This is a genomic window from Mesorhizobium sp. M1066, from assembly GCF_040318635.1.
GTDB lineage: Bacteria > Pseudomonadota > Alphaproteobacteria > Rhizobiales > Rhizobiaceae > Mesorhizobium.
This window is the reverse complement of the sequence record NZ_JAMYMR010000046.1, coordinates 15,261-39,852: the sequence shown is the minus strand read 5'-3', so window position 1 is coordinate 39,852 and position 24,592 is coordinate 15,261. Positions and strand designations below refer to the sequence as shown.

Annotated in this window: 19 protein-coding genes, 1 tRNA gene and 1 pseudogene; 7 read left to right on the top strand and 14 right to left on the bottom strand. The window is 61.1% G+C overall.

Features of this window, described 5'->3' with window-relative positions; translation table 11 throughout:
• Positions 1–218 precede the first annotated feature (218 nt).
• The 6 genes from NKH52_RS31300 to NKH52_RS31275 all read right to left on the bottom strand — a co-directional run bounded on the left by NKH52_RS31300 (position 219) and on the right by NKH52_RS31275 (position 9,224).
• Positions 219–1,589 carry an alpha-glucosidase/alpha-galactosidase gene (locus tag NKH52_RS31300; RefSeq protein ID WP_352736837.1) on the bottom strand — a complete coding sequence of 457 codons (1,371 nt, stop codon included), beginning with the start codon at positions 1,587–1,589 and terminating at the stop codon, positions 219–221.
• A 19-nt stretch (positions 1,590–1,608) separates the two neighbouring features.
• Entirely contained in the window at positions 1,609–3,276 is a 1,668-nt protein-coding gene (locus tag NKH52_RS31295) for an ABC transporter ATP-binding protein (protein WP_352736839.1), read from the bottom strand.
• 10 nt (positions 3,277–3,286) lie between these two features.
• Positions 3,287–4,426, bottom strand: coding sequence for an ABC transporter permease (locus NKH52_RS31290; RefSeq protein WP_352736841.1), 1,140 nt, complete (start codon positions 4,424–4,426; stop codon positions 3,287–3,289).
• A 1-nt stretch (position 4,427) separates the two neighbouring features.
• Positions 4,428–5,435: an ABC transporter permease gene (locus tag NKH52_RS31285; RefSeq protein ID WP_352736843.1), complete on the bottom strand. Its 1,008-nt coding sequence runs from the start codon at positions 5,433–5,435 to the stop codon at positions 4,428–4,430.
• A 111-nt stretch (positions 5,436–5,546) separates the two neighbouring features.
• Positions 5,547–7,625 carry an ABC transporter substrate-binding protein gene (locus tag NKH52_RS31280; protein ID WP_352736262.1) on the bottom strand — a complete coding sequence of 693 codons (2,079 nt, stop codon included), beginning with the start codon at positions 7,623–7,625 and terminating at the stop codon, positions 5,547–5,549.
• 132 nt (positions 7,626–7,757) lie between these two features.
• The gene (locus tag NKH52_RS31275) at positions 7,758–9,224 is read right to left on the bottom strand and encodes an alpha-glucosidase/alpha-galactosidase (protein ID WP_352736263.1); all 1,467 of its coding nucleotides are present in this window, start codon (positions 9,222–9,224) and stop codon (positions 7,758–7,760) included.
• Between the two features lie 213 nt (positions 9,225–9,437).
• On the opposite strand from NKH52_RS31275, the gene NKH52_RS31270 reads away from it, so the two are divergent.
• A complete protein-coding gene (locus tag NKH52_RS31270; protein ID WP_352736264.1) occupies positions 9,438–10,346 on the top strand; it encodes an AraC family transcriptional regulator in 909 nt (302 codons plus the stop codon).
• 27 nt (positions 10,347–10,373) lie between these two features.
• Here NKH52_RS31270 and NKH52_RS31265 read toward each other — a convergent pair whose 3' ends face one another.
• From NKH52_RS31265 to NKH52_RS31245, 5 genes are all read right to left on the bottom strand, one after another.
• Positions 10,374–12,401: an aldo/keto reductase gene (locus NKH52_RS31265; protein WP_352736265.1), complete on the bottom strand. Its 2,028-nt coding sequence runs from the start codon at positions 12,399–12,401 to the stop codon at positions 10,374–10,376.
• A 35-nt stretch (positions 12,402–12,436) separates the two neighbouring features.
• Positions 12,437–13,531 carry an ABC transporter ATP-binding protein gene (locus NKH52_RS31260; RefSeq protein ID WP_352736266.1) on the bottom strand — a complete coding sequence of 365 codons (1,095 nt, stop codon included), beginning with the start codon at positions 13,529–13,531 and terminating at the stop codon, positions 12,437–12,439.
• Positions 13,532–13,539: 8 nt separating this feature from the next.
• A complete protein-coding gene (locus NKH52_RS31255) occupies positions 13,540–14,376 on the bottom strand; it encodes a carbohydrate ABC transporter permease (RefSeq protein ID WP_352736267.1) in 837 nt (278 codons plus the stop codon).
• A complete protein-coding gene (locus NKH52_RS31250) occupies positions 14,373–15,233 on the bottom strand; it encodes a carbohydrate ABC transporter permease (protein WP_352736268.1) in 861 nt (286 codons plus the stop codon). Before NKH52_RS31250 ends, NKH52_RS31255 begins: the two co-directional genes overlap by 4 nt.
• A 289-nt stretch (positions 15,234–15,522) precedes the next feature.
• Complete coding sequence (locus NKH52_RS31245; protein WP_352736269.1) at positions 15,523–16,794, bottom strand: extracellular solute-binding protein; 1,272 nt, start codon at positions 16,792–16,794, stop codon at positions 15,523–15,525.
• An 85-nt stretch (positions 16,795–16,879) separates the two neighbouring features.
• On the opposite strand from NKH52_RS31245, the gene NKH52_RS31240 reads away from it, so the two are divergent.
• From NKH52_RS31240 to NKH52_RS31225, 4 genes are all read left to right on the top strand, one after another.
• Positions 16,880–17,773 carry a helix-turn-helix domain-containing protein gene (locus NKH52_RS31240; RefSeq protein WP_352736270.1) on the top strand — a complete coding sequence of 298 codons (894 nt, stop codon included), beginning with the start codon at positions 16,880–16,882 and terminating at the stop codon, positions 17,771–17,773.
• 322 nt (positions 17,774–18,095) lie between these two features.
• Positions 18,096–18,171 (top strand) — tRNA-Phe (locus tag NKH52_RS31235).
• Between the two features lie 212 nt (positions 18,172–18,383).
• On the top strand, positions 18,384–19,688 hold the full coding sequence (locus NKH52_RS31230) for a tyrosine-type recombinase/integrase (RefSeq protein WP_352656953.1): 1,305 nt from the start codon (positions 18,384–18,386) through the stop codon (positions 19,686–19,688).
• Positions 19,689–20,189: 501 nt separating this feature from the next.
• Entirely contained in the window at positions 20,190–21,935 is a 1,746-nt protein-coding gene (locus tag NKH52_RS31225; RefSeq protein ID WP_352656950.1) for a hypothetical protein, read from the top strand.
• Here the strand turns inward: NKH52_RS31225 and NKH52_RS31220 are convergent.
• Positions 21,932–22,132 (bottom strand): hypothetical protein, encoded by a 201-nt coding sequence (locus NKH52_RS31220; protein WP_156934446.1) that lies wholly within the window; start codon positions 22,130–22,132, stop codon positions 21,932–21,934. The two genes, NKH52_RS31225 and NKH52_RS31220, sit on opposite strands and share 4 nt — an antisense overlap.
• A 286-nt stretch (positions 22,133–22,418) precedes the next feature.
• Between NKH52_RS31220 and NKH52_RS31215 the strand changes: the two are divergent.
• Positions 22,419–22,685: pseudogene (locus tag NKH52_RS31215) on the top strand (Ros/MucR family transcriptional regulator); the annotation flags it as partial.
• A 20-nt stretch (positions 22,686–22,705) separates the two neighbouring features.
• Positions 22,706–22,963, top strand: a complete 258-nt coding sequence (locus tag NKH52_RS31210; protein WP_352654472.1) for a Y4oE-related protein — start codon at positions 22,706–22,708, stop codon at positions 22,961–22,963.
• A gap of 113 nt (positions 22,964–23,076) precedes the next feature.
• Here the strand turns inward: NKH52_RS31210 and NKH52_RS31205 are convergent, their stop codons facing one another.
• Positions 23,077–23,355 (bottom strand): DUF2274 domain-containing protein, encoded by a 279-nt coding sequence (locus NKH52_RS31205; RefSeq protein ID WP_352656946.1) that lies wholly within the window; start codon positions 23,353–23,355, stop codon positions 23,077–23,079.
• A gap of 14 nt (positions 23,356–23,369) precedes the next feature.
• Positions 23,370–24,587 carry a TraB/TrbI/VirB10 family type IV secretion system protein gene (locus NKH52_RS31200; protein WP_352656943.1) on the bottom strand — a complete coding sequence of 406 codons (1,218 nt, stop codon included), beginning with the start codon at positions 24,585–24,587 and terminating at the stop codon, positions 23,370–23,372.
• Positions 24,588–24,592: the final 5 nt, after the last annotated feature.

The following is a 24,592-nucleotide window of genomic DNA, read 5'->3' as shown; positions in this document are numbered from 1 at the left end:
ACGGCCTGTCCTCGAAAGGACGACCAGGATCCCCTCGGTCTCCTTCCCACTTCAGACATAGCATGGGAACAACACACAGGATCCTAGGGTCTGCGCTGCGTCGCTTCGCTCCTTGCTCCGCCCGTGGATGACGAAGCGATTGATGTTTGCGCCAAACGCCAAGGCACGCGGCCCGTCAACGCTATCGACTCGTCAAAACTTCGACGTCGAGGAACTGATCAGGCGGCTTCGGTCTTGCGCGCCCCGCGCGCCCAGGTCGGCAGCCAGTCGCCATGAGCCGCCAAGAGATCATCGACCAGGGACCAGATCTGGTCGAGATCGAGTTCGGCTGATGTGTGCGGGTCCATCATCGCCGCGTGGTAGATGTGCTCGCGATTTTCCGTCATCAGCGCCCGCACCGTCAGTTCCTGCACGTTGATGTTGGTGCGCATCAGCGCGGTCAACTGCGGCGGCAGCTCGCCGATATAGGTCGGCTGAATGCCGGAGGCATCGACCAGGCACGGCACTTCGGCGGCACAGTCCCTGGGCAGCGAGGTGATGCAGCCATTGTTGCGGACATTGCCGTAGATCACCGAAGGTTCGCCGGTCCAGACAGAATTCATGATCGAGGAGGCATATTCCCGGGACTGCTCGACCTCGATGCGGTCGGCCGAGCGATAGGCTTCCGCCTGCCCCTTCCAGCGCTCGATCTGTTCGATGCAGCGCTTGGGATACTCATCCAGCGGGATGCCGTATTTCTCGATCAGGTCGGGGCGGCCGTCCTTGATGAAATAGGGCGTGTATTCGGCAAAATGTTCCGAACTCTCGGTGACGAAATAGCCGAGCCTCGTCAGCATCTCGTAGCGCACCTTGTTGGGGCAGCGCAGGTTCCAGCCGGGCTTGGGCGCGCGGCCTTCGCGATAGGCGCGCACGAGATCGGGATAGAGATTGCGGTAGGAACCGTCCGGCTGGCGATGCTCGAAGCTGAGATAGAAAGCCATGTGGTTGATGCCGGCCGAGCGATAACGGATCTCTTCGTAGGGAAGGTCGAGATCATGCGCCAGCTCCATTGCCGTGCCCTGCACCGAATGGCAGAGGCCGACCTGCCTGATGTCGGGATATTTCTCCGATATCGCCCAGGTGTTGATCGCCATCGGGTTGACATATTGCAGCATGATCGCCTGCGGGCAGACGGCGAGCATGTCTTCACACACCTTCCACAGATGCGGCACGGTCCGGAGGCCCCGCATGATGCCGCCGACGCCCAGCGTGTCGGCGATCGTCTGGCGCAGGCCGTATTTCTTCGGCACCTCGAAGTCGGTGACCGTGCAGGGCTCATAGCCGCCGATCTGGAAGGCGACGACGACGAAATCGGCACCGGCCAGCGCCTTGCGCTGGTCCGAATGGGTCTCGGTCTTCGCCTTGACGCCCAACGTCGCGATCAGCTTGTTGACGACAATGGCGCTCTCTTCCAGCCGTTGCGGATTGATGTCCATCAGCGCGATCGTCGCGCCCGAAAGCGACGGGCGCTGCAGCACGTCGCCGACAATGTTCTTCATGAACACCGTCGAGCCGGCGCCGATGAACGTGATCTTGGGATTTCTAGCCATGCTAACCTCCGGCATATGTTCAGGCCACGTCGAAAGCGGCCCTGACGAGCCGTTCGGTGTAGGCGGTCTTGGGATTGGACAGGACGTCGTCGACGGGGCCTTGCTCGACGATCTTGCCGTTCTGCATGACGATGACGCGGTGGCACAGTGCGCGCACCACCTTGAGGTCGTGCGAGATGAAGAGGTAGCTGAGGCCGCGCTCGTCCTGCAGCTTGCGCAGGAGGTCGATGATCTGCGCTTGGACGGAGAGGTCCAGCGCCGAGGTCGGTTCATCCAGCAGGATGAATTCGGGTTCGAGCGCTATGGCGCGGGCGATCGCGATGCGCTGCCGCTGGCCACCGGAGAATTCGTGCGGAAACCGCGACAGTATATCGCCCGGCATGCCGGCGCTGACCAGCGCGTCGCGCACCCGTTCAACCCGCTCGCGCCGCGTCGCCCCGATACTATTGACGATCAGCCCTTCCTCGATGATCTGGCCGATCGTCATGCGCGGGTTGAGCGAGGAGAACGGATCCTGGAAGACGATCTGCATACGCGAGCGCAGCGGCCGCATCTCGGCACGCGATAGGCCATGGATCGGCTTGCCGTCGAAATGGATCTCGCCGCGCTTGGCGTCGATCAACCGGAGCAAGGCCTGGCCGAAGGTGGTCTTGCCGGAGCCGGATTCGCCGACCAGCCCCAGCGTCTCATGGCGACAGAGTTTCAGGCCGAGATCGTCGACGGCGACCAGCTCTCGCCAGTCCGGTTTCAGGAAGGTGCCGTGGCGCAGCATGAATGAAACGCCCACGCCGCTGGCCTCCAGGATGGTGCCGCAGCCCTCCGGCAGCGGCTTCGGCTGCCCATGCGGCTCGGAAGCCAGCAGCCGTCTCGTATAGGGGTGCTGTGGGTTGGCGAACAGCCGTTCGGTGACGTTGTGCTCGCACATTTCGCCATGCTGCATGACATAAACGTAGTCGGAGAACTGGCGCACCACGGTCAGGTCGTGGGTGATCAGGATCACCGCCATGCGCAGCTCTTTCTGCAGGCTGCGGATCAGGTTCAGGATCTGCGCCTGGACGGTGACATCGAGCGCTGTGGTCGGCTCATCGGCGATCAGCACATCGGGATTGTTGGCCAGCGCCATGGCGATCATCACCCGCTGACGTTGCCCGCCCGATAGCTGGTGCGGGTATTGCTTGAGCCGCGCGGCGGGATCGGGAATCTGCACATGCTGCAGAAGTTCCAGTGCGCGCGCCCAGGCCTGCTTGCGGCTGACTTTGCGATGCACCCGGATCGCCTCGACGATCTGGCTGCCGACCGTATAGATCGGGTTGAGCGAGCTCATCGGCTCCTGGAAGATCATCGAGATGCGGTTGCCGCGCAGCTTGCGCCGGGCGCTCTCGGGAAATTTCAGGATGTTTTGCCCGTCATAACAGACGCTCGACCCGGGCGACACCGTGGCGCGCCGCGACAGAAGGCCCATGACGGTGCGCGCCGTCACCGACTTGCCCGAACCGGATTCGCCAACGATGGCGATCGTCTCGCCGCGATAGAGCTGAAACGAGATGTCCTTGACCGCGTCGACGACGCCATGCTCGACCTTGAAGGCCACGGCGACGTTGCGGGCGTCGATGATCGGTTGGCCCTGGCGTCCGTCATGGTCGTGACGGACGATGGGTGCGAAGGATTCGGCGAGCGCGACGGACATCTCAGGCACCTTAATAAGGGTCGACGGCGTCACGCAGGCCGTCGCCCAGCGCGTTGAAGGCAAAGACGGTGACGAGCACGAAACCGACCGGCGACAGGATCCAGGGATAGGTGCCGATGACGGAATAGGTCGCGGTGTCCTGCAGCATCAGACCCCACGAGATCAGCGGCGGCTTGACGGCGAAGCCGAGGAAACCGAGGAAGGATTCGAGCAGCACCACCGTCGGGATCGCCAGCGTCACGGCGACGATCACATGGCTCATCACATTGGGGAAGATGTGCTGCATGATGATGCGCCGGTCGGTGGCGCCGACCGCCATGGCGGCTCGCACATACTCGATCCGCGCCAGCGCCAAAGTCTTGCCGCGCACCTCGCGAGACATCTGCGCCCAACCCAAGGCCGACATGACGATGATGACGAAAGCCAGGAAGACGTTGGTGGGAGCGGTGACCGGGATCAGCGTCGTCAGCGCCAAATAGAGCGGCAGCTGCGGGAAGGCGAGCACCAGTTCGACGAAGCGCTGCATCCAGACATCGAACCTGCCGCCAAAATAGCCGGAGACCATGCCGACGGTGGTGCCGATGACGGTGATGATGAAGACGACCGTCAGCGCGATCATTAGCGAGACGCGCGAGCCATGGATGGCGCGCGACAGCACGTCACGGCCGAACTTGTCGGTGCCCAGGAAATGCACCGGCTGGCCGTCCAGCGAGCCGAACAGATGCCGGTCCGCCGGCAACAGCCCGAACAGCTTGTAAGGCGCGCCATGCACGAAGAAACCAAGCAGCCTTGGATGATCGTAGTCGGGACCGACGACGGGCTGGAAAGTGACCGGATCGAGGTCCGCCGAATCGGCCAGCGCATAGACCCTCGGCCGCGCGGTGAAACCGCCATCTCTGTCATGGAAAACAGGCACCTGCGGAGGCGCGAAGCCGACATCCGTCACCTTCGGGTCCATTGGCGCGATGAACTCGGCGAACACGGCCATCACCAGCAGCAGCACGACGAGCCAAAGCCCGGCCATGCCGGTCCAGGAGCGCTTCAGCCGGCGCCAGACAAGCGCGATGTAGCTTTCGTTACCGCGCGCCGGTTTGGCTACGATCGGCCCTTCGGCCGGCAGCGGTGGAGGTGATGGATCGCGCGCCAGCATCTCAGCGCTCCCCGAACTGGCGCACGCGCGGATCGAGCAGCACGAGCAGCATGTCGGCGATGATGTTGCCGACGATCAGCGTCGCCGACAGCACCATCATGAAGGTGGCGGTGACATAGACATCGCCGACAGCCATGGAGCCGACGATCGCCGGGCCGACAGTCGGCAGCGCGAAGATGATCGCCGTCTCGATTTCGCCGGTCAACATGTAAGGCAGCACCACACCCTGATACATGATGAGCGGGTGCAGTGCGTTAGGCACGGCGTGGCGCATGACGACGGCGGCGCCGGTCAGCCCCTTGGCCCTTGCCGTCTCGACATATTGCGCGTTCAGCGTATCGAGCAGATTGCCGCGCATGACGCGCATATTGTAGGCGAGCCCGCCGAAAGTCGCGATCGCCACCACCGGCCAGACATGCTTGACCAGATCGACGAATTTGGCCCACGACCACGGCGCGCCCCCATATTGCGGCGAGAAGAATGAGCCGATCTCCGATACGTTGAATTGGAAGACCAGGAGATAGACGATGATCAGCGCCATCAGGAAGCGCGGCACCGTCATGCCGAGGAAGGAGATGGCCGACAGTGTCGAGTCGATCCAGGTGTATTGCCGGGTCGCCGCCCATATGCCGAATGTTATGCCCAGCACCGAGGCGAGCAGATGGCAGACCAGCGCCAGCAGGAGCGTGCGCGGCAGGCGCTCTCCGACCACGTCGGCGACCGGTTTGTTGTAGTAGAGGCTGTAGCCGAAATCGCCTCGGGTGACGATGCCGCCGATCCAGTTGAGATACTGGAGGGGCAGCGGCTTATCGAGACCATGCTCGATGCGATAGGCCTGAGCCTGCGCGTCGGCCTCGGCGAAGGAGGCTCCACCCTGGTTGATCGCCTGCGAGCGGATGTAGTCGGCATAATCGCCCGGCGGCGCCTGGATGATGGCAAATGTGGCCAGGCTCAAAATGGCGAGGACCGGGATTGCCGACGCTATTCGCGTGAGCAGGAATCGCAGCATGGACGGTTCGTTTCCTCGTCTCGCCGATCGCGCCCTTGGTTGCGTCCGGAGGTTGGTTTGTCCGGCCGCGCCAGCGGCGCGGCCGGAGGTCTCTCAGTCAGGGAGGTAAACCTAATTCATCGGTCCCTTCTCTCCGGGTTTGCCGGGCAGTTCTTGCGGGAACAATTCGTATTTCGCCTGCTTGTCGGCCGCGACAAAGACCCGTTCGCGGATGATCGAATCCTCGGCCCAGTTGAACATGAAGATCGGCGTGCCCTGTGGGATGTTCGAGAAACGCTTGTTGACGATCAGCGCGCCGGGATACTCCGTCAGGCCGACATTGTAGACGTGCTCGGTCGAGATCTTCTGAAATTGTTTCATCAGGCTGGCGCGCTGGTCATTGTCCTGGGTGGAGACGAACTTGTTGACGATGTCGACGAGGTCCTTTTCGAACGGCATTACATCGACCTCGCCATTCTCCGGCGCACGATGGTCCCAGCTGGTGCGCGGACCGACCGGGGCAAGCTGCACGGTGTTCTGCACCACCGACGTCAGTTCCTGTTCGTTGCGCCGGACCAGCCAATCGAAGCGGCCGGAATATTGCGAAGCGTCGCGCTGGGTGCCGTTGAGCCCGTTGAGGACGACCCGCAGCCCAAGCTTTTCCATCTGGGCGACGACGCCTTCGGCAAGGCTCTTGTCGGTCGTGTAGTCGTTGTTGACCAGCATCACGATCTCGACATTCTTGCCGCCGGCGGTGCCGGAAGGGAAATTCACGAAGCCGTCGCCGTCCGTGTCCGTGAGGCCGGCCTTGGCGAGTTCCGCCTTGGCGCCCTCAAGATCGAACGGGTAGTAGACCGTCGAAGCGCGGTCGTAGAAGCTGGTTCCTGACGACAGGCCGCCGGGATAGATGGCGGTGAACGGCCCCTTGACCAACGAGTCGCCGAGCGCCTTGCGGTCGAGCGCCATGGTGACGGCCTTGCGGAAATCCTCGTTGCGGTTCAGTTCGCGCACAGCTTGCCCGCGCTCGTCCGGATTGCCCCAGCCATTGGCGGAAAAATTAAAGCGCAGATTGTAGCCGATGAGCCGCGGGCCGAAAGCAAGACGGGCCGGCGCGTTCGCCTCTGCCGCACGCTTCAGCGAGGCGACGAAGTTTTCCGGCTGCTCCAAATTGGAAAAATCGGCCGCGCCGGCCACCGCCTGGACATCGCGGTCGGCCCAGGTCGACAGCTTGTAATGCAGTTCGTTGAGATAGGGCAGTTGATTGCCCTTTTCGTCGACCTTCCAGTAATAGGGATTGCGGCGCATGACGATGATGTCGTCCGGCCGGTATTCGACCGGCACCCAGCCACCCATCACCGGCATGTTCATGAATTCCGGCGGGAAGGCATTTTTGAACTGATCATAGGTGTTCTTCGAGTATTTCGGATGCTGCGGCTTCAGGATGTGCGCGGGGCCCGGACAGAAGGTGCCGTAGGCCATGGCGTACAGGTACTGTTTCGGGAAGGCATCCTTGAAGGTCCATTCGACGGTGTAGTCGTCGATCTTCTTCAGCGTCGTGCCGACGCCGAAGGTTTCCGGCGTCGCACCGTTCAGCGGCGAGACGTTGGGATCGACCACCTCGTCGTCCCAGTAGAACATGACGTCGTCGGCGTTGAACGGCACGCCGTCCGACCACTTCGCTCCTTCGATGAGGTGCATGGTCAGCTTGTGGCCATCGCTCGACCAATCCCAGCTCCTGGCCAGGTTCGGCAGCGGCTCGGTGTCCTTGGCCTCGACCTGGAACAGCGGGGCGGTGCGCGTCAGGCATTCGGAGAGGCCGATGTCGATGCCGCCCCAGCCTTGCGTCTGACCGGCGCCGTAGTTCCAGCCTTCCGGCCGCCCGCCGATGACGTGACGCATCGTATCGCCATAGACGCCGATGCCGTCCTGCATGTTGCCTGTCTTGAAGACCAGCGGATCTTTCGGCAGCCTGTCTTTCACCGGCGGCAGCTTGCCGGTCTTGACGTATTTCTCGGTGACCCAGTCGGGCTCGTGATATTCGGGGAGCGGCTTGAACTCCAGGATCGAGTCTCGCGCGACATAGTTGATCTTGCCTTCGGCGGGAAACGGTGTCGGCGCCGGCGGAACCGTCGGCTCGGAAGCGTAAGCACTGAGTGCCGAGACGCTCAGCGTCAGTCCGGCAGCAAGGCCGATATTGCGTAAATTCCTCACGGTCTCTCTCCCTCTTGTTTGTCCGGAGCGTTTGCACCCGCTCCGCCTCTTCTCGAATTCAAACGGCTTCGTGGCAGTGGATCCGCCTCCCCTGGATCCACCATCACCGCATGAATTTTCAGCCGGCCCGCCTCAGCCGGCTTGCTTCAGCGCGGCTTTTTCGGCGCGCAATTCCTCGATCGAGCGAACGCTGCGCCGTGCGGCGCCCGCCCACTCGCGGGTCTTCACCTGAGATGTCGACAGCCGCTCCCTGGCGGCAGGAACCGCATGGGCATATTGCGGCAGCCAAGCCGCCTGGGCGACGACCATTTCGTCGACCATCTGCCAGACTTCCTCCGGCGTCGAAACCGCGCCGACCAGCGGGTCATGCAGCACGGCGAGCTTCAGAAGATCGATGTCGCCCGATATCGCGGCATGCACCGACATGCGCTGGACGTTGATCGAAGCGATGCAGGTGGCGGCGCAGGCCTCCGGCAACGTGATGCCGGCGGCCATGTTGATGCCAAAACGGTCGACGAAGCCCGGCGACTCGATGATGGCATCCTGCGGCAGGTTGGTGATCACGCTATTGTTTCTGACGTTGAAGTGGCCGCGATAGACGCGGTTGGTCTCCAGCGCCTCCAATATGTGGCTGGCATGCTCGTTGGAGCGCTTCTCCCGGTCGATCGGCTTTGACGCCGCTTCGAGGAACTGCGGATATTCCGTCTCGAACCAGTTTCGGGTTTCGGTGGAATAGCGGAGATAGCCGCCCGTCTCGCCGTGAATCCAGTCGGACATATCGATCCAGCGCGTGATCTCGTCGGGACGTTTGCGGTACCAGGGCAGATATTCGGAAAGATGGCCGTTGCTCTCGGTCGAATAGACGCCGAAGCGCTTCAGGACGTCGATGCGCAGCTTCTCCTGCCTGGAATAGACCGGATGCGCCTCGAAGGCGGCCACCAGTTCGTCCTTGCCGATGGGGCGGCCGTTCAGGCGCAGGTCGATGAACCAGGTCTGGTGGTTGATGCCGGAACAGACATAGTCGAGTTCCTTCACGGACTTCGCGCCAAGCACCTCGGCGATCTGTTCGGCGCCGTGCTGGACGCCGTGGCAGAGCCCGACAGTGTCGACCTTGCCGTATTCGATCGCCGCCCAGGTGTTCATCGCCATCGGGTTGGCGTAGTTCAGGAACTTGACGTTCGTCTCGGCGACCTCGCGCATGTCCTTGCAGAAATCCAGGATCACCGGGATGTTGCGCTGGCCATAGAGAATGCCGCCGGCACAGATCGTGTCGCCGACGCATTGGTCGATGCCATATTTCAGGGGAATGCGGATATCGTCGGCATAGGCTTCGAGACCGCCGACCCGCACGCAGCTGATGACGTAGCGAGCGCCTTCGAGAGCTTGGCGGCGGTCGGTCGTCGCCGTCACCCTGGTCGGCAATCGGTTCGCCTCGACGATCTTGTCGAGGATCGCCTTGATCATCTGAAGGTTGTGCTCGCTGACATCGGTCAGCGCGAATTCGATATCCTTGAATTCGGGCACGCAGAGGATGTCGGTGAATAATTTCTTGGTGAAGCCGACGCTGCCGGCACCGATGATAGCGATTTTGAAACTCATCAGCCGCACCTCATTCCGTTCACATGGCAGGCAAGGAATGACAATGGGAAGCTGTAGCCACATGCCGCGACATGTATGCAGGACAGGCCGGAATCCGGCTCGTCAACCTCCCTGTCCGCTCCTCGACTGCGGATCTCTCTCGCTTTTCGACGGGGATTATGCGCTTATTCGCGAGCACGACCAGAGAAGGATTATGCTTTCAGGGGTAATTTTGTGCTGCAGGATTTGATAGAAAACGGACAGTCCATGCGCACGATCTCGCTGCCGCGCGGCCGCCAGCGCCTGCATGCCATGCCGACGAGCACGGGCTATGAAGTGCGCGAGGACGAGACCTACGATTGGGACGGCCGCAAGCGCGGCCAGACACCGTTCACCGTGCTCCAGCACACGATCAGCGGAGCCGGCCGGCTGCGCTACGAGAACCGCAACTACCACCTGCAGAAGAACGACACATTGCTGGTGCTGGTGCCGCACAACCACCGCTACTGGCTGGCTGAGGACGAGCGCTGGGAGTATTTCTGGATTTCGATGAACGGCGAGGAGGCGTTGCGCATTCACAAGTCGATCCTCAGCGTCTCGGGTCCGGTGTTTCGGCTGCAGCCGGCGACAATCGATCATCTTGCCGATTGCAGCCTGCGCCTGATCAAAGGGGCCGCTTCGCCGGGTGCTGCTTCGGCGGTCGCCTACGAGGCTGCGATGGCGCTCTATGACGATGTCTTCGGCTCCCACGCCTTTGCCGAAAAACAGAGTGTCATGCAGCCGGTCATCGATCACATCGGTGCCAATCTCGACAAGTCGCTGCCGGTGGCGGATCTGGTCCAGATCAGCGGCCTCAGCCGGGCCCATTTCTCACGCTGTTTCGCCGAGAGCGAAGGCCTGCCGCCTGCCGAGTTCGTGCTGCAGCAGCGCCTGCAACGCGCGGCGAAGCTGCTGACCAAGGCGGATTTTCTGCCGGTGAAGGAGGTCGCCATCCTGTGCGGCTTCGAGGACGCGAACTATTTTTCAAAGGTCTTCCGCCGCTGCTACGGCATCACGCCGAGCCAATTCCGCACCACAGGCATGTACGCCAATTTGCGGACTCCGGCCAGGCGTGGCGTCAGGGCGCCTGATGACGAGACCTGACGCCGCGACCGTTAAGCCGGCAGCCAGCTAGGCAGCGCGCAGACTGCCGCCATCCAGCCATTCGAGATCGGCTTGCGAAAGCGTGATGTCGAGAGCGCGCAGGCTGTCGTCCAACTCATCCAGCGTGCGTGGCCCGATCAGCGGGATGGATGGGAAGGGCTGGGCGAGCACATAGGCCAGCGCAATTTGGATCGGGCTCTTGCCCAGTCTCGCGGCAAGTTCGATCGCCCGGTCGCGGCGACCGAAATTCCGCTCGGAGTACCAGACCCGCACCAGTTCCTCATTGTCTTGCTTGTCCCGACCTGCGCGATCGGTGAAGAAGCCGCGCCCCTGACTCGACCAGGCGAAATTCGGCATCTGCCTGGATGTCAGCCAGGCCTTCCATGCATCCGTGGAGGACGTGACGCAGCCTGCCCAGATCGGCTCCAGCATTTCAGCCAGCGAGAAATTGTTGGACAGCGCGCCGGGCTTTTGACTGCCGGTGCGTTCGGCATAGGCGATCGCCTCATCCATACGTTCCATCGTCCAGTTCGAGCCGCCGAACGGGCCGCGGATGCGGCCGGCCTTGACCTCACGATCCATCGCATCGACGAATTCGCCGACCGGCACATCCGGATTGTCGCGGTGCATGAAGTAGACGTCGACGTGGTCGGTCTGCAGGCGTTCGAGCGACTGGTCGAGCTGCTTGCCGATCACATCGGGATAGCACAGCGGCGAGTGCGCGCCCTTGGCGATGACCACCGATTGCGCGCGCACGCCACGGTTTTTCAACCATTCGCCAAGCAGCTTCTCGGTATAACCACCACCGTAGACGTAACCGGTATCGAAGAGATTGCCGCCATCCTCGAAAAAGGCGTCAAGCAGGATCGAGCCTGAGGAAAACGTGCGGAAATCCTCGAAACCGAGCGCCACCACCGATGCCGGCTTCGACAGGCCCGGGATCGTGCGCTTGGCGATCGCCGTGCCGCCCGATCGCAAAGGCCGGCCGGAGATGGTGTTGGTACGCTGCTGGGCCTTCTCGATCCCGTATTCGAGGCCGGCGGCCGCCCGCCATTTGTCCAGTACACGCAAGGTGCCGAGGCTTTCCGCCCACGCCATGCCGGGCCAGGCGAATTCTTGGCCGCCGGCGCGGATGGCCTCACCGGCTGCGTCGACCTCGAAGGAATAGACATGGCGCTTCTCATTGACGCTGATGGTCTCGAGCGTGCCATCGGATGCAATGACGTCGATCTGGCCGAGACCAACGTCGCGGTTGCCGCCGGCGAACCAGAAGTCCGGCACTTCGATGCGGCCTTTGGTGCCGAGGATGCGCAGAGCATTGTCCTGGTTGAGCGAGATGCTGCAGGAGACTTCGGCGACAATGCCACCCGGGAACTGCAGCAGCGCCGAGGCCCATTCGTCGACGCCGGACTGGCCAAGATGGGCAGTACCGACCACCTTGTCAGGCTCAGCGAAGGGTTTTCCGGCTGCGGCGCCGGCAATCAACCGCACCATCGAGACGGGATAGCCGCCGACGTCAAGAATGCCGCCGCCGGCAAGATCGTTGGCGTAGAGCCGGTGCTCCGGCATGAAGCGCGGCATGGCGAAGCCAAAGCTCGACTTGATCATCCTGATCTCGCCGATGACGCCCGATCTGATCAGTTCCACCAGCTTCAGCGTCTGCGGATGCAGCCGGTACATGAAGGCTTCGCCGAGAAACGTGCCGGCCTTGCGCGCGGCATGCATCATGGCGTCGGCCTCGAAGGCGGTCAGCGCTAGCGGCTTTTCGCACAGCACATGCTTTCCGGCCTCGGCCGCCTTGATCGCCCATTGCGCATGGCCGGGATGCGGTATCGAAATGTAGACGGCATCGATTTCGGGATCAGCAAGCAGCGCATCGTAGCCATCGAGGATGCGGGCGCGGGGGAAACTCTCGGCGAGGCCAGGCTTGGCGGGATTGCGGGCACCGATGGCGACCAGCTTTCCGGTGCGCGAATCGGCCACGCCACCGGCAAAGGACTGGGCGATGCTGCCCGGTCCGAGGATGCCCCAGCGAATGGGCGTGGTTGCAGTCATTGTCATTCTCCTTGAAGGCTGGAAACGGCGGCCGGTCAGCGCAGCCGCAGTCCTTTTTCGTCGAACAGGTAGGATTTGCGGATGGAAACGGTGATTTCGGACGTGTCGGGGACTTTTGTCGCGTCGCGCTGGATCACCACGTCGTCACCATTGGCCGTTCTGGCGTAGAGGAAACTTGTGCCGCCCAGGTGCTCGACCACGTCGATGGCAACCACAAGGTCGGCGTCGCCCTCTCCGGCATTGCCGAAATGTTCGGGCCGCACGCCGACAATGACCTTGCTGCCGATTTTTGGGCTGCCCATTTCGGGTGCAGCGCCGGTCAGCGGTTGCGTGATGCGGGTCTTCTCCTGACCCGCCAGATCGACCACGACACCACGCGCATCGTACCCGACAACCCGGCCCTTGATGAAGTTCATCTTCGGCGACCCGACAAAGCCCGCAACGAACTGATTGTCGGGGTTGTCATAGAGATCGAGCGGCCGGCCGATCTGCTCGATATGGCCGGCGCGCATCACGACGATCCTGTCGGCGAGCGTCATCGCCTCGGTCTGGTCGTGCGTGACATAGATCATTGTCGTGCCGAGTTCCTTGTGCAGCCGGGAGATCTCGACGCGCATCTGGACGCGCAATTCGGCGTCGAGGTTGGAGAGCGGCTCGTCGAACAGGAACACCTGCGGTTCGCGCACGATGGCGCGGCCGATGGCGACGCGCTGGCGCTGTCCGCCGGAGAGTTTTTTCGGGCGCCTGTCCATCAATTCGCTGATGCGCAGGATCTCGGCCGCCCGCTTCACCCGCCGTTCGGTGTCGGCCTTTGGATTGCCGGTCATGCGCAAGCCGAAAGAGAGGTTCTGTTCGACGCTCATATGCGGATAGAGCGCGTAGGACTGGAAGACCATGGCGATGCCGCGGTCGGCCGGCTCAACATCGTTGACCACCTTGCCGCCGATGGCGATCTCGCCGCCGCTGATGTCCTCGAGCCCGGCAATCATCCTGAGCAGCGTCGATTTTCCGCAGCCGGAGGGGCCGACGAAGACGACGAACTCGCCGTCCTTGATGTCGATGCTGGCGCCATGGACGACCTCGAAGACGCCGAAGCGCTTGACGACATTGTTGAGCGTGACCGTTGCCATGCTGCCCCTTACTTGACCGCGCCGGCGGCGATGCCGACGATGAAATGGCGCTGCAGCAGCACGAAGACGACGAGCATCGGCACCGTCAGCATCACCGCACCCGCCATGATGCCGCCCCATGACACTTTGGTGAGGCCGATCAGCGTGCCGAGCGCTACCGGTGCTGTCATCGAACCCGGCTGGCTGTTGATCAAAAGCGGCCACAGATAATTGTTCCAGGAGGCGAGGAACAGGATGATGGCGAGTGCGGCCAGCATCGGCCGCGCCAAAGGCAGCGCGACGAAGAGGAAGATGCGCCATTCCTTGACGCCCTCGACGCGCGCCGCATCGAAGAGATCGTCCGGCATCATCGAAAAACTCTGCCGCATGAACAGCACGCCGAGCGAATTGAACAGCGGCGGGACGATCAGCGCCACCCAGGTGTTGGCGAGCTTGAAGTCGCGCGCCACCATGATGAATTGCGGGATCAGCACGACCGCATAGGGCAGCGTTATGGTGCCGAGGATGATGGCGACAACCACGCCCTTGCCGAAGAACTGGTAGCGGGCCAGCGCCCAGCCTGCCATCGACGTCAGCAGCACCGACAGGAATGTGTAAGTCACCGCCACCGAGACCGAAATGCCTATGGCGCCGACGAAGTTCGTGTCACGCTGCAGATTGTTGAAATTGTCGATGAAATTGCCGTGCGGCAAAAGCTCGATGCCGGGGCTGAAGATGCCGTTATCCGGCATGGTCGAGAACACGACCATCATCCACAACGGAAACAGCCAGATCAGCGCCAGCGGCGTCAGGAACAAATGCAGCGCGATGCTGCGTCCCAGTCTGGCTGCGGAGCGCGAACTCATTTCGGTTCCCTCGTCAGCCACAGCTGCGCCAGCGTGATGGTGATCGCCAGGCCGGCCATGGTGTAGGCAACGGCCGACGCGTAGCCGAAATTGAGCGACCGAAAACCCTGGCGGTAAAGCAGCAGGCCAAGCGTCTCAGTGCCGCCGCCCGGTCCGCCGCGCTCGGTGATCAGGAACGGCTCGGTGAACAGCTGCATGGTGCCGATGATCGACAGCACGAGGCAAAACACGATGACCGGCTTGAGCAACGGCAGGGTGATGTAGAAGAACTGCTTGAGCTTGCTGACGCGGTCGAGCGTCGCCGCCTCGTAGACATCCTCGGGAATGGACTGCATGCCGGCGAGCAGGATGATGGCGTTGTAGCCGGCCCAGCGCCAGGTCACCGCGGTCATGATCAGCGCCATCGCCGGCGTGACGTTGGAAAACCAGTCGATCTTGGGCAGGCCGATGCTGTTCAGGAGCTTGTTGATGATGCCGAAATCGAGGTTGAACATCAGCCGGAACACCGCCGAATAGGCAACCTCGCCGACCACCACCGGGGCGAAGAAGGCAAAGCGGTAGAGGCCGCGCGCCTTCAAGAGCGGCGAGTTCAAAAGCACCGCCATGACCAGCGCCAGCGAGATCATCACCGGCACCTGGATGACAAGGATGAGCAGCGTGTTCTTCAGGGCGTTGAAGAAGGCCGGATCGCCGATCAACCGGCCCCAGTTGAAGCCGGGCGCGAACCGCCACGGCACGGTACGCGTCGCCTGGAAGGAAATCATGAAGGAGCTGATGATCGGCCATACCCAGAAGATCGCGAAGATCAGCAGATAGGGCGTGAGGAAGCGATACGCTGTCACGTTACGGTTGCGCATTTTTTTGCCTCCTTCCCTTTTGCTTTCCGCCCGTTCGGGTGGCGTGTTGGTATTCAATCTTCGAGGTCTGCGCCGCCCCTCACCTGCCTGCCGGCATCCTCTCCCCGTATAGTGACGGGGAGAGGGGCGCTGTCATCAATGGTTTCGTCAATCACCGGCGTTGCAGGAAAGGGCACCGGCGCTGCGGCAATCACCCTTCTCCCCGTCACTATACGGGGAGAAGGTCCCGGCAGGGGGATGAGGGCAGCGCCAACGTTCCCGCAGGACGCATCACGTAGCCCGCCGGTGGTTATGACTTGACGGGCAGTCCGGTTGCCGCCGCGATCTGGCTTGCGGCATCGTCGAGTGCCGTCTTGGCGTCGGGGTAGCCGCCGGCCAGATACTTGGTCTGCACGGCGCGGACGATGATTTCGGCGTCGCTCTGGAACTGCGTGCCGCGGCTCGGAACAACCTTCGGCAAGGTGCCGAGAATGTCCTTCCACACCGCCTGGCCGCCCCAGTAAGGCAGGCCTTGCGAGACATAGGGATCGTCGAGCGCCGAGATCAGGGACGGCACCAGGCCGAACTCCTTCAGCATCGTGATCTGGCCTTCATTGGTTCCGAGCGTGTATTTCAGATAGGCGTAGGCGGCCTCCTTGTTCTTCGACGCCGAGGTGATAGCCAGCGAGGAACCGCCGAGATTGGCGGCGCGCGGCCCGTCGGCGGTGAGGCTCGGCATCAGATAGACGCCCCATTTGCCGTTTTCACCGGCAGATTCGGTGCGAATGGTGCCCTCATACCAGCCGCCATAGATCTGGGTGGCGACGGTGCCGGCGGTGTTGTTGGTGATCTTGGTGCCCCAGTCGGCCGACGAGATGATGCCGGCGTCCTTCATCTCCTTGACCTTGGTCATGGCATCGACGCATTTGGGCTGGCTGACCGTGATCGATTGTCCGTCCTCGGAGAAGTAGGCGCAGCCCTGTTCGTTGGAGATCATGCGGAAGAATTCCGAGTCACCGTTGAAATCGGCATTGGTCATCGAGACGCCTGGGTTGGCGGCCTGGATTTTCTTGCCGGCGGCGATGAAATCATCCCAGGTCTTGATCGAAGCCGGATCGACGCCGGCCTTTTCGTAGAAATCGCGGCGATAGAACGCGGCAACCGGGCCGGAATCCCACGGCATTGCGTAGGCCTTGTCGCCCACTTCCAGCTCGGTGCGCTTGAAATCGGGGAACTTTTTCTGGTCGTCGGCTGTGTAGCCCAGCGTATGCAAGTCGACGAAGCAGTCGGGGAACTGGCTCCAGTAATTCTCGGCCTCACCGTTCTCGACGGTGACGATGTCGGGCAGGCCTACGCCGCCGGCGGCGCAGCCGGCGATCGACTTGTCGTAGGTTGGCTGGTTGCCGAGATCCTGGACCGTGACCTTGACGTCGGGAAATTGCTTGTTGAAACCGGCAATGGTCGCCTTCAGCGATGAAGCCGCGACATTCCAGCTCCAGATGGTGATTTCGCCGGATTGCGCGAAGGCCGGGGCTGAGCCCAGGGCAAGCGCGAGCGCGGCGCAGGTCATTGTGATGCGCATTGAAATCCTCCCATTTCATTTGCTCTCTCACTGTGAGCGTGGCTAGACTATGCAGTGGGCAAGGCCTGTCGCCGTCAAAAGGAATATGAAATTGGCGGAAAGTAAGATGCCTGAACGGCCGTTCTACCAGCCTGGGGCCAGCAGTGTGGAAGGCCTGCCGCTGCTCCTGCAGATGTTTCACACCAATCCGTTGGTGATGCTCAAGCCGCACTGGCACGCCCAGGTCGAGGTTAATTTCATCGTGCGCGGCAGCGTGCATTACCGGATGAACGACCACGAGATTTCGCTTTCGGCCGGCGAGATGTGCCTGTTCTGGGGTGGCCTGCCGCACCAGATGGACGATTTGTCCGACGACGCCATCTATGCCGGGGCGCATCTGCCGCTGGTGCATTTCTTCCGGCTGCACCTGCCCACTGACATAAGGCACCGGCTGATGACGGGCGCGACACTGGTGACATCAGCCACCGACCAGTCCGACAACCATAATTTCGAGCGCTGGAACCGCTACGCCCGGTCCGGCGACCAGGCCAAGGCCGAACATGCCGTCAACGAATTGCTGCTGCGGCTGGAGCGGGTGCGGTTCGAGCCTTACCAACTCGTATCCGCAGCTCCGACCGACCAGGAAACAGGCAGCCCCTTCGACCAGCAATCGTCGCGCAATGTCGGACGCATGTGCGATTTCATCGCCGAAAACTTCCTCTACGACATCGATTGCGTGAACATCGCGGCGGCCGCCGACATCCATCCCAAATATGCCATGAGCCTGTTCAAGAAATCCACCGGCATGACGCTCAACGAGTATGTGAACCTGTTGCGGCTGAGCTATGCGCAGGCGCTTTTGATGCATCAGGACGCCAATGTGCTGCGCGTCGCCATGGATTCAGGCTTCGGCTCGCTCAGCGCCTTCAACAAGTCGTTCCGCAAGCTCGCCGGCATGTCGCCCTCCGATTTTCGCCGCGGCGTGACCGGCGTCAGATAGGCGGCGGCGACCAGTAGCGCGTCTGAGCCGCAAATGCATTGGTGCGCCTCGATCGCCTGCTAAAGGCAGTGCCACGGCATGTCAGCCGGCAATAGCGGCACGGACAGGGATGGCGAAGGCCGCATCGTGCCATGCCGTGCCCGATTCCGGCCTGCAAGCGGCATGGAAAACCGGGGCACCGCACGGCATCGCTTTTCCTGCCCGAAATCGCCCACTAGGCGCTGGACAGGCCGAATTCCCGTGCTATAACCCACGCGCTTTCAAGGGGCGCCCACGGCGCCTCGATGAATTTCGGTCAACGCGTTTTCGTTTGCCGGAACAGGCCCAGATAGCTCAGTTGGTAGAGCAGCGGACTGAAAATCCGCGTGTCGGTGGTTCGAATCCGCCTCTGGGCACCATCCCCTCTTCTCCCGACACTCCGTTTAGCCGAACCGTCTACGCTGCAGCTTCTGCAAGCGACTGGAATTATTGATCTTTTGCTGTCGCATTGCGCAATTAGGCGGGACAGAGAGCGCTTCGGGCGCATTTGATCCAACGAGGCGGGGGGATGGTATTTCCGTTGGTATTCGACATCCTGATGGTATCGAAACAGCCAAGGGAGACCTGACGAATGGCCCTATCCGACGTGAAATGTCGAAACGCCCGCCCTGCTTCCAAACTCGTGAAATTATCTGACGGGGGCGGGCTGCAGCTATGGGTACAGCCCACGGGCTCTCGCCTTTGGCGGCTCGCCTACCGCTTTGACGGCAAGCAGAAACTGCTCGCGCTGGGCAGCTATCCCCTTCTCTCTCTCGCCGAGGCACGGGAGGCGCGCGATGATGCTAAAAGGCTCCTGCTAGCTGGCGTCGACCCTGGAAAGGAACGCAGCTTGCGGAAGGCCGATTCGGCAAAGGACTCCTTTCGCTCAATCGCGGACGAATATGTTGACAAGCTGAAGAAGGAGGGACGTGCCGACCGGACCATCAACAAGGTCAAATGGCTGCTCGGCTTTGCCTATCCGATAATCGGCGACAAGTGCATTCGGGAGATCGATCCGGCCACCATCCTTGCCGCCCTCCGTCGCGTGGAGGTTCGCGGTCGATACGAGTCGGCCAGGCGACTGCGCTCCACCATCGGCAGCGTGTTTCGATACGCAATCGCGACCGCACGCGCCGAGACAGATCCGACCTTCGCCCTCAGAGGCGCACTCATCAGTCCCACGATAACGTCTCGCGCCGCGATTACCGACCCGAAGGCCTTGGGCGGTCTGCTGAGGGCGATCGATGCATTTGACGGACAGCCGACAACCCGAGCCGGTCTGAGGCTGATGGCGCTGCTGTTTCCCCGCCCCGGCGAGCTTCGCGCCGCTGAATGGGAAGAGTTCGATCTTGACAGCTCGTTGTGGACCATTCCTGAAGCACGCATGAAAATGCGACGGCCGCACCGCATACCCCTATCAAAACAGGCGATCAGCGTCCTGACTTCACTGAGAGAAGTCTCTGGTGGTGGATCGCTGCTGTTTCCTAGTGTTCGATCGGCTTCGCGTCCGATTTCCGACAATACGCTTAACGCCGCACTGCGTCGTATGGGTTATAGCAAGGAAGAAGCTACCGCGCATGGTTTTCGGGCAACGGCATCAACGCTGCTAAACGAATGCGGAAAGTGGCACCCGGACGCCATAGAGCGGCAGCTGGCCCACATCGAGAACAACGACGTGCGTCGCGCCTACGCCCGGGCAGAGCACTGGGAAGAGCGCGTTAACATGATGCAATGGTGGGCCGATTATCTGGATGAACTGGGGAGCAAAAACGCGCGGGTGATCTCAATCGGGGAACGCGGCAAGCCTGCTGTCCCATCGCGAGCGTCCACTTTAACCCCAACAGCGACGGTTCACCAAACGCCAAGACGAGCCTCCAACCTTCGAAGATCATACTGAGTTTGAAAAAGGACGGATAACTAAATAGTGAGCCCGGAGGGTGTGATGCCTCTAAGGAAAATCGATTGTTTAGCTGATGGTTGCCCAGCCCATATTCTCCGAATGGTCTGGCGAACCTGAGGTCCGACGCCAGGAATGATCCTATAATCGTCAGATCGCTGCGGCCTACCGATTCGGGTCTTCTCAGTACGAGGTATTTCATCCGCGACCAAAAAGTCATTCCAACTATCGGATGGGCGTAGCGTCTGTCATCACTCGACACCAAGCCGCGATTGTGCAAGGTCCAGTCTCGGAATCGCTATCTCCCACCGGGCACTGTTGCGTATCAGCCGACTGAGAAGAGTCCGAAACCTATAGACTTGCGCTCCAACCTAATGAATGACGTTCCGACAGCAGTCTTGCACCATGAGCGCAAGTGTGACATTGATTTGCCACAACAGGAAGACGCCGGCTGCAGACCGTTCTTCTGTCGCGCGACAGACTAAATCATGGAAGTGTCTGATGGCCACACTGGAAGAGGTCTATACCGCCTTATTTTCACCAAGATCCGGGTCCGATATATTTGCAAGCGCACCTCTTCTGCCGACGGACCTTTTCGCGTTCGGAGCTCACCTCCTTGAGCGCTCCGGCGCCTATCATCATGTAGCACCGGATGTGAACCGGGCTCGGTCTAGCGGTTTTCGCGAGCTCCTCGTCGACGATGAACTGCGGGCCCGTGCGGTGCGAACGGGTCGAATATGGAGGGCATCCAAACCGCGCGCGGGCAGACGCCTGCCGCCCCCGCCGTCGCGCGTCGAGGTACTTTGGGAAGAACTTGAGCAATTTCGGGACGAACACGTATTCGAGCCGCTTGTGGAAACCGCTGACGCTCCGGAATGGTGGATGATCTGTCTCGAACTCGTCATGATTGCAGACGAGGCCTGCCAAGACATCGGTTTTGATCCTGGAAACAAATTCGCCCGCCCTATCCGGTCAGCTTATGTCGCAGCCGATCTGGGATCCGGTAAGGAGTTTCGGCGCATTCAACGTGCGCCTTTCTCGCTGTCCACTGCAGCCGAGGACTTGGTGTGCGTGCAAGCAAAATCACGCACTCCGTCAGTCGGCTGTACGTTGCGGTCCTTAACTCACAATCTGGCTCTACTGCCGCCCCGCGGCCAAGTGCGGGCGCGATGGGTCCATCCGCCATTTACACGAACGCCTGCTTTGGATGATGACAAACTGGGTCTTCTTTTGATTCCATTCCCTTACCGCGTGGACGAAAACGCTTTCGTGTCGGTCGGTGAACATCCCGGGGGTGGTTGGGGATGGTTCACCGCCCGGCCGACCTGGCTGCCTCTAAACACCGATCGGCAAAAGCGCTCCAGCTTTGTGACATTTGTCCAAGATTTGGTTGATCGAGCGCGCGAGAAAGGGCAGCGCGTTAATGGGGTTGTATTTCCGGAACTGTCGCTAAACTATACTCAATTTCTAGGCTTGGCTCGCGCCCTCGCACGCGACAATGGCATCGATTTTCTGATCGCCGGAGTGACACACGACCAGGACCATCGTCACGGCAACTTTGTCGCCATCGCGCCGTTCTTCCTGCTAGGACGTGAACGCACCGGCACGATTAGCGGCTGGGAACAGACCGTGCTCGTGCGAGAGAAACATCATCGCTGGAAACTCAACAGATCTCAGATCGAGACGTATAGCCTTGGGTTGGACCCCGCCAGGAGTTGGTGGGAAGACCTGAACATTCTTAGCCGCAGTCTTGATGTTTTGGTGTATCGGGGCTCTTCAACTCTCACGACCCTGATATGTGAAGATTTGGCGAGGGTTGATCCTTGCCAAGCGGTTGTTCGGGCCATCGGGCCGAACCTGCTGATCGCTCTTTTGATGGATGGACCGCAAATCGGCAGCCGTTGGCCAGCCCGATATGCTACCGTACTGGCCGACGACCCGGGCACATCAGTGCTCAGCCTAACTTCGTTCGGATTGATGGCCCGCCAGAATGATCTCGGCCAATGGCCGCAGTCCTGCGCGATCGGATTGTGGAAAGACGAGGCAGCCGGCATCAAGGTTCTCGAACTTCCGCGCGAGGCGGATGCGATTTCTCTGCAAATTAGATCGGTTGCTAAATCCGAAAACACGCTAGACGGCCGGTCGGACGGCGGTTCATCGCATCGTTGGGAATATGAATCCCATACCGGCGTTACTCTCGAACCCGCAGCGCGGCCGGATTGGGTTAGGACGGGTATTGGACGCTAGTACGCTTTCGCAGCAGATTTTGCCAATGGCACGGACTTTGACGATCCCATCGTACGATAGTCCTCCCGTGCGCGCTTCTTAAAGGTCGCATAGATGCGATCCTCCTCAGGATGAGGCGATGACGATTTTTCGGCTGCTGCGACCTTTCGCTGAGCCTGCTTTGTAACGGCCGCGTAGCGCTTCTTGATGTCGGCCATTTCGGTGTCCTTATTTATCAGAATCCATTTAGCCATAAGATGGCATCGACGCCAGTGGCATTCAAGCGCTGAGCCGACCGCGGGTAGAGGCGCCAACGTGTGGCCGCAAGCCTAACACACTGACGCATGGCCACGTAATCGGTCTGGCGCGCTTCCATTGACCCGCTGAAGACGCGTATTTTCATGCCCGGACGCGAAACGCGGTCCAGCTTTTCTCCAGCTCGGCATCCTCGTCCACCGTAAGAAGGCAAAATGGATGGCGCGCATGGGCGACTTTAGCACTCGCGCAGTGAATCCCAAGAGGTCCGTGTTCCCAGACTACATCATCAGCCTTGAAGACGGTCAGAAATACAAGTCGCTAAAACGCCATTTGGCAACTCGACATGGGATGACGCCCGATGAATACCGGGCGAAGTGGGGACTGGCGAAGGACTATCCCATGGTCGCTCCAAACTATTCGGCTACCCGATCGGCGCTGGCAAAATCGTTAGGATTGGGAAGGAAGGCTGCTCCGGCCAAGAAAGCTACCGCGAAACGCAAGGCGAAAGCCTGAGAGCAGTAGAGATCTTTGGCGTGCCAGGGAATTACCGTGATCATATCGGCACCGATGCACTGGAACGTGGCAGCCTAACGCTTTGGGATTTTGCAGACCCGGATGAGGCGGCCAAAACCGCTCTCGATATCTATGGGCCGGACGCGGTGACCGCCGCGGCCCATTGCGCATTGACGGCGCGTTTTGATGGGCGCGAGCGCGACTATCGCTTTTGGGTCGCGGTTTTCTCGCAGCTCAAACACGCGTCTCTGGCGAGTCACCTCCGGCGAGGCCATTAGAGCGGATCAGTATCAGGGTCTGCGTCAAAGACAGCAGCTTTTGCGCTCAGGAAACTTCCTGGTGCTGCAATTCATCAGCTGTATCTCTACTCGGACAAGCCGAACCGCCCACGCTAAGTGTTGTCTAATGTTGAAGATGATTGCCTTCGTGGTTTCTCCGACGCGCCGGCGCCCGGCAGACCTTCCTTTCTGGCCTTGGCAAACACCCGGTCGCCTTCCAGGAACCCGACCAGCATAAAGGGAATCAGCTCAGCCACGGTTTCGGACTCGCCATAGGTCTGACGGTAAAGTGCGGCATAGTCGTTGAGTGCTTGGCTCAAGTCGGCGCCAACAGTGATGGTGATCTTCGAAGGCGTCCGGTCCGGAAGTTTTCCGAGTTTCAGGTTAGCCATGAAAGTCCTCCTGTTCACCCCGTGTATGGCCGCAACACGAGGTCCTTGTGCACGATGACGCGCAACGGCCAACCAGGGCGGACGGTGATCGTGGGTTGGATGTTCAGGTTCTTTTCAGTGATCCGTTGGCCGGCTTGACTGACGTTCTGCTGGGTGGATTCACGAATTGCCTTCACCAAGTCGCTTTCATTTTCCCCAAAGCTCAACTCGGTACCAACCCCCAGCAATGTGGCCACCGCGACGCTCTTGATCAGCTGCCAAGTATGGAAATCCACCTTGTCCTCGAGCCCGGCATAGCCGGCCGCGTCGGTCACGGGCAGATTGTCGATTTCGATCGATGAGCCGTCCGGCATCACAATGCGTTGCCACACCAACAGAGCGCGCCTTTGGCCAAAGGCTACAACACTATCGTAGGTGCCGATCAGCCGTGAGCCCTGCGGGATGAGCAGGGTGCTGCCGGTGACGCTGTCGCGCACATTCTCGGTAACCTGCGCGACAACGAGGCCGGGCAAGTCGGAATTGATGCCGGTGATCAGGCTTGCCGCAATCACGCTGCCGGCCATGATCTGATACGGCGAGGCCGGCGTCTGCCGCGCATGCGGATTGTAGATCCCGCTGGTGTTCCGTTGATCGATAAAATCGAGCTTGCGCTGTTGGTTGTTCTGGTCGCCCTCGGCCGGGGCGACGGAAGCTCGCGCGCCTTCGGTATCTGGCTGCGGAGGCGCCGTCTCGAAAGGTGAACGTCCGCCCTGCCCATTGCTAAAAGCTTCCGTTTGCTGGAGTCGGGTTTCGATGCGGAACAGGACTTGCGACTCGCGCGCTTCAATCGCTTGCTGTGCAAGCCGCTGCGCCTCGGCGGAAACGTCTTGCCCGGGCGCGATGCCAAGCTGGCGCTGGTGCTCGAGAATAGGACGGCCGAGATCTCCGGGCAGCGGCGGTCCAAGCACCGGAGCCTTTGGCTTAATCCCGGAATAGTCCTTGGGCAGCGCTTCGAGTCCCTCGGCGGTCGGCTTGCGGTCGGTGCTGTAAAGCTCTTCGGCCTGCTGCTTCAGGCGCAATGCGGGCCCCTGCAGCGCCATCATCGTGACGCCAAAAACAGCGCCGGAACCAACAGCAGCGATGGCGACAATTATGCCGCGCCTGAACCGCACCGCTCGGCGGGGTGAGGCTCGCAGCTGCAGCTGTTCGGGATTGAGCTTCGGCGGAGCATTCGGGTGGGAAGTATCGGTCATGAGCC